Consider the following 5,984-nt stretch of genomic DNA (forward strand, 5'->3'; position numbering starts at 1 on the left):
CCCCGGGACAGCGGCCACCCGGCCCCGGTCAGGCGTGCTTCCGGCGACGGGCGAGGAAGGCCCCGGTGCCCCCGATGCCGGCGAGCAGCCCGCCGACGGCGAGGAGCACGCCGTTCGGGCCGCCGGTGTTCGGCAGGTTCCCAGCCAGGCCAGCGTCGATCCGGGTCGGGACCTCCGATACGGCCTTGGTGCTGGCGGCCTTGGTGCCGGCGTCCTCGACGACCGCCGCGCACTTCTCCGACGTTCTCGTCCTGGTCTCGTAGACAGCCGGGATGACGACCGTGACCGAAGAGGCAGGCGAGTCCACCACGGTGATGTCCGACGCCGGGCTGTCCTCCACCGTACGGGTGTCGACCAGGTCCCAACCCTCAGGCGCGTCGGTGGTCCAGGACGCTTCGGCCAGGTTCGTGGCCGGCTCACCGTCCTCGACGAAGTACAGCGTGACGTCCGGGGCGGTGTAGGCCTCCTTCGTGATCACGGTCTGCTCATACTGCTCGCCGATCTGGGATAGGTTCAGCGGGTTGTCCTCGCCGTCCTGACCGTCCTCGTCGGCCGGGGTGCCCGATGTGGTGGTCCAGGTGGTGAAGTGGTCCCACTGCCAGGGGCCGAAGACGGCAGGAGTGGCCTCTTCGATCACGATGGTCTCGGTCCAGGCTTCCTTGTCCACCACGGTCTCGGTCCAGGCTTCCTTGTCGACGACCGTCTCGGTCCAGGCCTCCTTGTCCACGACCGTCTCGGTCCAGGCTTCCTTGTCGACGACGGTGACGGTCTCGGTCAGGTCGCCCGCGGCGAAGCGGACCCAGCCCTTGTCGCCGTGCTCGTCCTCGCCGTTCCAGTCCGGTGTGTTCAGGTAGCGAACCCTGCCGGTCTCCTTCTGCCTGTAGGCGTAGCCACGGTCCTTGACGCGAGTCTCCTCGTGGGTGACCGCCTCATGGTGGACGACGTGTGTCTCCGCGGGGTGCTCGACCGTGTGGGTCTCGGCCGGGTGTTCGACCGTGTGGGTCTCGGCCGGGTGCTCGATGGAGTCGGTCACCGCGTCAGTGCCGGGCGTGTAGGTCCGGGTGTAGACCGAGTTGCGGAACTGGTCCTCGGTGACAGCCTCGTGGCTCTCACCCTTGACCACCTTCGAGAAGCGGGACTCATCGTGGGACACCGCGTCGGTGTGCTCCACGTGCGTGACCGCAGGCGTGACCTGGGTGGTCCGCTTTTCGTCGGCCACCTTGACCTGAGTGGTCACGACGGTCGTCTTGCAGTCCTGCGTGGCTTGAGCCCCAGGGGCTGCCATGACCGTGGCGACGCCGGCAACGGCTACCGCCGCGAGGCCGATCTTGGTGGAGTTGTGCATGTTCATGGGTTGGTTCCTTCATGGGTTCGTGCCTGTGATGAGCAGGCAGGGCTGAGGTACCCGGGACCGGGCCACCGGCCAGGGATGCGTGTCGCAGTCGGCTTGGGCCGGTCTCGGGTGGCTCGTGGGGACCTCTTGAAACCGAGGAGCAAGTGCGGCGTGGGCCGCCTCGGCGAGGTCTGTGAGAGGAGGGTCTCCCGGCGCTGTCTCAGCAGGTTGGGGGATTTCTTTGCCTACCCAATATTGGGTGGACGGGACTTTCGACCCTCCTCGCGTAGCCTGGGGACATGAGCGCGGACGACGATCTGTACGCCGAGGTCCCAGCCCTCGATGAGCGGTCCCGGCACGCCCTCACGGTGGCCGAGAAGTGGATCGGAAAGGGCGTCGAAGGGGTCGCGATCGGTGCCGCCGAGGACGGCGGACCGGCGGTGGTGGTCTACGCCGTCGACCCGGCCGCCGAGGCCGTGCGTCACCTGCCGCAGGAGTGCGAGGGCCTGCCCGTGCGCGTGGAGACCGGGAAGGCCTCCGGCGCCGAGGACTGACGGCGTCCTCGGGGCAGGGGCGGTCAGGTCCGGTTCGGGTCGCCTCGGGTGACGTCGACGTACTCGATCTCGATCACGGAGAGGTCGAGGCCCGGAGCTGGCCCGAGGAGGTCCCGGGCGATGTCGAGGATCTGCGGGCGCAGGTTGTCGGCGAGGGGATGGAGCTCGACGCCGTACCTGGCGACGAGGCGGATGTCGATGCCGGTCAGGCCGCCCTCGTCGACGTGCAGCTCGATGGCCTCCGGCGCGTGGGTGGGGTGCGCCTGGAGGAGCCGCCGCAGCGCCGCGGTGAGGACTCGCGCGGAGACGAAGGTCTCCGAGCCCTCCTCGTCGCGGGTCGACGTGCCCTGCTCGGTGAAGGTCAGGATCGGCTCGGAGGGGACGACGACCCGGCGTACGCGCGACATGATCGACTCGGCCAAGTCGACCCACCCGGCGGGCTCATCGGTACGGGCGGCGCGGATAGCGCGCCCGAGCGGGCTGGGATCTAGCGCCATCGTGCCATCCTCTCCGCGAGTGTGCGTCGCCCGCGGTAGAGGTGTCCGCGGACGGCGCCGATCGGCATGGCCAGGGCGATGGAGATCTCCTCGTAACTCATCTCTTCGACCTCCCGCAGCAGCCAGGTCGCCCTTTGATGCCACGGTAGTTCATTCAATGCTAGCTGCAGCGCCTCCAGCAGTTCTGCGTCCAGCACGGACTGCAGCGGGTTGTCCGTCGCGGGCGGAGTCAGCCGGGACATCAGGCCGTCGTCGATCGGGGTCGCACGTCGGTTGCGCTGGAGATCGGCCGCGCGGCGGTGGACGAGACGGATGAGCCACGTACGCAGCGAGGAATGCCCGGCGAAGCCGGACAGGCTGCGCCAGGCCGAGACGAAGGCCTCCTGGGTCGCCTCTGCGGCGTCCGTCGCGTCGCCCACCAGCCGAAGGGCGTAGCGATACATCGCCGGGCCGTGCCGGTCGACGATCTCCCTGAACGCCTCGTGGTCGCCCAGGCGAGCAGCGCGCACCAACGCCTCGTCCGTCGCCGACGGCTCAGCTGTCGCCTGCGGTTCCGACATCGCCCCCGAGTTCCTCTTCAGCCACCCCTCCAAGGGCAGCGTCCCGATACGAGGAAGTTCTATCACCTCCAAGCAAAGAGATGTGATCCAGAACACACCACAATCTCTGTGACATATCGGGAGGACGTCGCGACTAACCGTCATCAGCACGAAGGAAACCCGATCAGGAAGGTTCTTCTCATGACGCAGACGAAGTCCGCAAGCACGAGCTCGACCAGCAGCGCCGACGGCCAGCCGGTGGACCGCACCGACGCGGGCGCTCTGGCCTCTGAGTACGGGCGCACCTCGATCGCCGACACCGTGGTGTCGAAGATCGCGGGCATCGCTGCTCGGGAGATCAGCGGCGTGCACGACCTCGGCGGCGGCGCGGCGCGTGCGGCGGGGGCGATCCGTGAGCGGATCCCCGGCTCGCGCACGAACCTCGGTCAGGGCGTCGCGGTGGAGGTGGGCGAGCGCCAGGCTGCCGCCGACCTCGACATCGTCGCCGAGTACGGCACCTCGATCCCCGATCTCGCGTCTGCGATCCGTCGCAACGTGAAGGCGTCGGTCGAGCGGATGACCGGCCTCGAGGTCACCGAGGTCAACATCACCGTGCACGACGTCTACCTCGAGGACGAGGCCGGCGACTCCGACCAGGACGCCGGCCGGCGGGTGGAGTGACGGTGACTGCCGACGCCGACCCGCGGGGCCACGACGGCGCTGAGCCGGAGGTCGTGGACGTGGTCGCGGGCGCCGTCCTTGCGGTGCCCGGCGTCCACGACCTGCATGCCGGCGCCGGGGAGGTGGCCACCTACCTTCCCGGGCGTCGCGTCAACGGGGTGAGGATGCGCGAGTCCGGCTGCGCGATCCATGTGGTTCTCCACTGGGGCGCGTCGGTCCTCGGCACCACCGACGCGATCCGTGCCGCCGTCCGGCCATACGTGCCCGGCCCGGTGGACATCACGGTGGAGGACATCCTCCCGCCCGACAGCACCGGCTCGGCAGCGGCCCCGCTCTGACCCTCAGAAGGAGAGAAACGTCATGACCAACTCGACACTCGGCCTGGTCGCCGGACTGTTGCTCACGATCGCCATCGTCACCGGTGGCCTGGTCGGCCTGTTGCTGGCCATCGTGCTGGGCGGGGCCGGCTACCTCATCGGCGGCCACGTCGACGGAGAGCTCGACGTACGCAGTCTGCTGCGAGGACGCCGTGGTTGAGACCCCCGTGCGTCCGATGCATCTCGACGACGCAGAAACCGAGACCGCTGACCCGACGGAGGACCGCGGCACTCTGGACGTCCGGAACAAGGCCCTCCAGCGGATCATCGAGCAGGTCGCGCTGAAGGTCCCCGGCACGGTGGCTCATCGCAGCGCTCTCGGCCGCGTCACCGGGTCGGCGTTCCCGAAGGCCGACATCACGGCCGAGGGACGCGCCGTCCGGGTGAAACTCGACGTTGCGATGACCTGGCCCGGCAACCTCACCCGCGTCGCCACGGCAGCTCGGGACGCCGTTCGCCAGGAGGCATTCCGCCTCTCCGGGATCGAGGTCCGGAGCGTGGACGTCACCGTGCACGCGGTCGACACGTCGGCCGCCGATGACACCGGTAGGAGGGTGGAATGAGCACGCAGACGATCGAACCGACAGGGGAGCGGGTCGTCCGACCCGCGGCGCCACGCACCCAGCCGCGCAAGGTACCGGTGGTCGTCTTGACGGCCGTCGTGCTCGCCCTGGTGCTGATCGCGATCGCCGTGGTCGCCGTCCGTGAGCTCCTGGTCAGCCAGGGCTGGGCCGCCGGTTCACCGGTCGTCCCCACCCTGGTGGACGCTCTTGACGGCGTACGCGCCTCGGTCGGGCTGGCCGCCGCAGGGGGAGGGATCGCGCTCGTGGGGCTCGTGGTGCTCTGGCTCGCGCTCCGGCCCGGCCGGCGTACGCACCTGCGCGTCGCCGGCGACGCCGATCTGTGGCTCGCGCCGGGCGCCGTCGCGGCGGTGGCCCAGGAGACCGCCGACCGGCTCCCCGGGGTCATGTCGGCCGACTCTTCACGCAGCACGCGGCGTCGCGTCGTCGTGGACCTCGTCGTCGCGGCGCGCGCTACCCCCGACGGTCCCCAGGAGGCTGCGGCCGTGACCGAGCACGTGAGAGCCGTCCTCGACGACGAGGTCGGCTGGCTGACCGGGACCCGCATCAAGGTACGAGCCACGGAGGTGCCCCGATGACTCCCCGCGTGATCAGGTTCGACCGGGTGATGACCCTGCTCGTGGCCGTCCTCGTGGTCGCCTTGGGCCTGCTGATCGTCGACTGGCACTACCGGTGGGTCCTCCGGACCTACCCGGCTGAGCTGTCCACCGGCCCGGCGAACGAGGTCGTCACCACCGACTGGTTCCCGTGGGTTTTCGCCGCGGCGGGCATCGTGCTCGGCCTCATCGGTCTGGTGTGGCTGCTGTCGCACCTCGGCCGGCGCGGACCCTCGACCCTGAGGCTCGACGCGAGCGACCAGACCGGCCGCGTCCAGGCTGACCTGCGCTCGATCGCGGATGCGGCCGCCACCAGGCTCGAGAGCCTCGCTCCGCTGACCGGTGTCACCGGAACGGTGGTCACCATCCGGTCGCGGCCGGTGATCCTGCTGCGCGGTCGCATCGACCCCGCCGCCGCGGTGGCGCCGGTCGCGGACGCCGCCGAGATCTGCTCCCGTGACGTCGCGGCGGCGTTCCCCGGCGACTCGATCACCTGCCGGGTCCTCGTCGACCCACCACGGCGCGGCAGGGGACGATCGCAGTCCCACATGCGCGTGCGCTGACCCGCGGCGCCCAGCGCCGCCCGAGCCCCGCACCATCCATCACGACACCACCTGAGGAGAACCACGATGAGCATGATCGACAAGGCCAAGAACGCTGCGCAGGAGGCTCTCGGCAAGGCCAAGGAGGCTGCCGGGAAGACGACGAACGACAACTCTCTCGAAGCAGAGGGGAAGGTCGACCAGGCTGAGGCCTCGGTCAAGAAGACCGTCGAGGACGTCAAGGACACGTTCAAGAAGTAGCCGCATTCGATGCGCCTGATGAC

The 5,984-nt window shown here is 69.7% G+C and carries 11 protein-coding genes; 8 read left to right on the plus strand and 3 right to left on the minus strand.

Annotated features, from left to right (window positions below; all coding sequences use genetic code 11):
- Window positions 1-28: 28 nt before the first annotated feature.
- A complete protein-coding gene (locus ACFVJS_RS25785) occupies window positions 29-1,351 on the minus strand; it encodes an LPXTG cell wall anchor domain-containing protein (RefSeq protein WP_378886329.1) in 1,323 nt (440 codons plus the stop codon).
- A gap of 281 nt (window positions 1,352-1,632) precedes the next feature.
- Here ACFVJS_RS25785 and ACFVJS_RS25790 point away from each other — a divergent pair, with 281 nt between their 5' ends.
- Complete coding sequence (locus tag ACFVJS_RS25790; RefSeq protein WP_378886331.1) at window positions 1,633-1,887, plus strand: hypothetical protein; 255 nt, start codon at window positions 1,633-1,635, stop codon at window positions 1,885-1,887.
- A 23-nt stretch (window positions 1,888-1,910) separates the two neighbouring features.
- On the opposite strand, the gene ACFVJS_RS25795 is transcribed toward ACFVJS_RS25790, so the two are convergent.
- On the minus strand, window positions 1,911-2,384 hold the full coding sequence (locus ACFVJS_RS25795; RefSeq protein WP_378886333.1) for a hypothetical protein: 474 nt from the start codon (window positions 2,382-2,384) through the stop codon (window positions 1,911-1,913).
- The gene (locus ACFVJS_RS25800; RefSeq protein ID WP_378886335.1) at window positions 2,375-2,944 is read right to left on the minus strand and encodes an RNA polymerase sigma factor; all 570 of its coding nucleotides are present in this window, start codon (window positions 2,942-2,944) and stop codon (window positions 2,375-2,377) included. The genes ACFVJS_RS25795 and ACFVJS_RS25800 overlap by 10 nt, the downstream gene beginning before the upstream one ends.
- A 180-nt stretch (window positions 2,945-3,124) precedes the next feature.
- Between ACFVJS_RS25800 and ACFVJS_RS25805 the strand changes: the two genes are divergently transcribed.
- From ACFVJS_RS25805 to ACFVJS_RS25835, 7 genes are all read left to right on the plus strand, one after another.
- Window positions 3,125-3,604 carry an Asp23/Gls24 family envelope stress response protein gene (locus ACFVJS_RS25805; RefSeq protein WP_378886338.1) on the plus strand — a complete coding sequence of 160 codons (480 nt, stop codon included), beginning with the start codon at window positions 3,125-3,127 and terminating at the stop codon, window positions 3,602-3,604.
- A 2-nt stretch (window positions 3,605-3,606) separates the two neighbouring features.
- Window positions 3,607-3,942 (plus strand): hypothetical protein, encoded by a 336-nt coding sequence (locus tag ACFVJS_RS25810; RefSeq protein WP_378886339.1) that lies wholly within the window; start codon window positions 3,607-3,609, stop codon window positions 3,940-3,942.
- A 22-nt stretch (window positions 3,943-3,964) separates the two neighbouring features.
- Entirely contained in the window at window positions 3,965-4,141 is a 177-nt protein-coding gene (locus ACFVJS_RS25815) for a hypothetical protein (protein ID WP_008357942.1), read from the plus strand.
- A complete protein-coding gene (locus ACFVJS_RS25820) occupies window positions 4,134-4,544 on the plus strand; it encodes an Asp23/Gls24 family envelope stress response protein (RefSeq protein WP_378886341.1) in 411 nt (136 codons plus the stop codon). Before ACFVJS_RS25815 ends, ACFVJS_RS25820 begins: the two co-directional genes overlap by 8 nt.
- Window positions 4,541-5,140, plus strand: a complete 600-nt coding sequence (locus ACFVJS_RS25825) for a DUF6286 domain-containing protein (RefSeq protein ID WP_378886343.1) — start codon at window positions 4,541-4,543, stop codon at window positions 5,138-5,140. Before ACFVJS_RS25820 ends, ACFVJS_RS25825 begins: the two co-directional genes overlap by 4 nt.
- Window positions 5,137-5,721: a hypothetical protein gene (locus tag ACFVJS_RS25830; RefSeq protein WP_378886345.1), complete on the plus strand. Its 585-nt coding sequence runs from the start codon at window positions 5,137-5,139 to the stop codon at window positions 5,719-5,721. The genes ACFVJS_RS25825 and ACFVJS_RS25830 overlap by 4 nt, the downstream gene beginning before the upstream one ends.
- Before the next feature lie 66 nt (window positions 5,722-5,787).
- Window positions 5,788-5,961 carry a CsbD family protein gene (locus tag ACFVJS_RS25835; protein WP_378886347.1) on the plus strand — a complete coding sequence of 58 codons (174 nt, stop codon included), beginning with the start codon at window positions 5,788-5,790 and terminating at the stop codon, window positions 5,959-5,961.
- Window positions 5,962-5,984: the final 23 nt, after the last annotated feature.

Origin of the sequence: Nocardioides sp. NPDC057772 (assembly GCF_042798075.1) — a bacterium.
In the GTDB taxonomy this organism is placed as follows: domain Bacteria; phylum Actinomycetota; class Actinomycetes; order Propionibacteriales; family Nocardioidaceae; genus Nocardioides.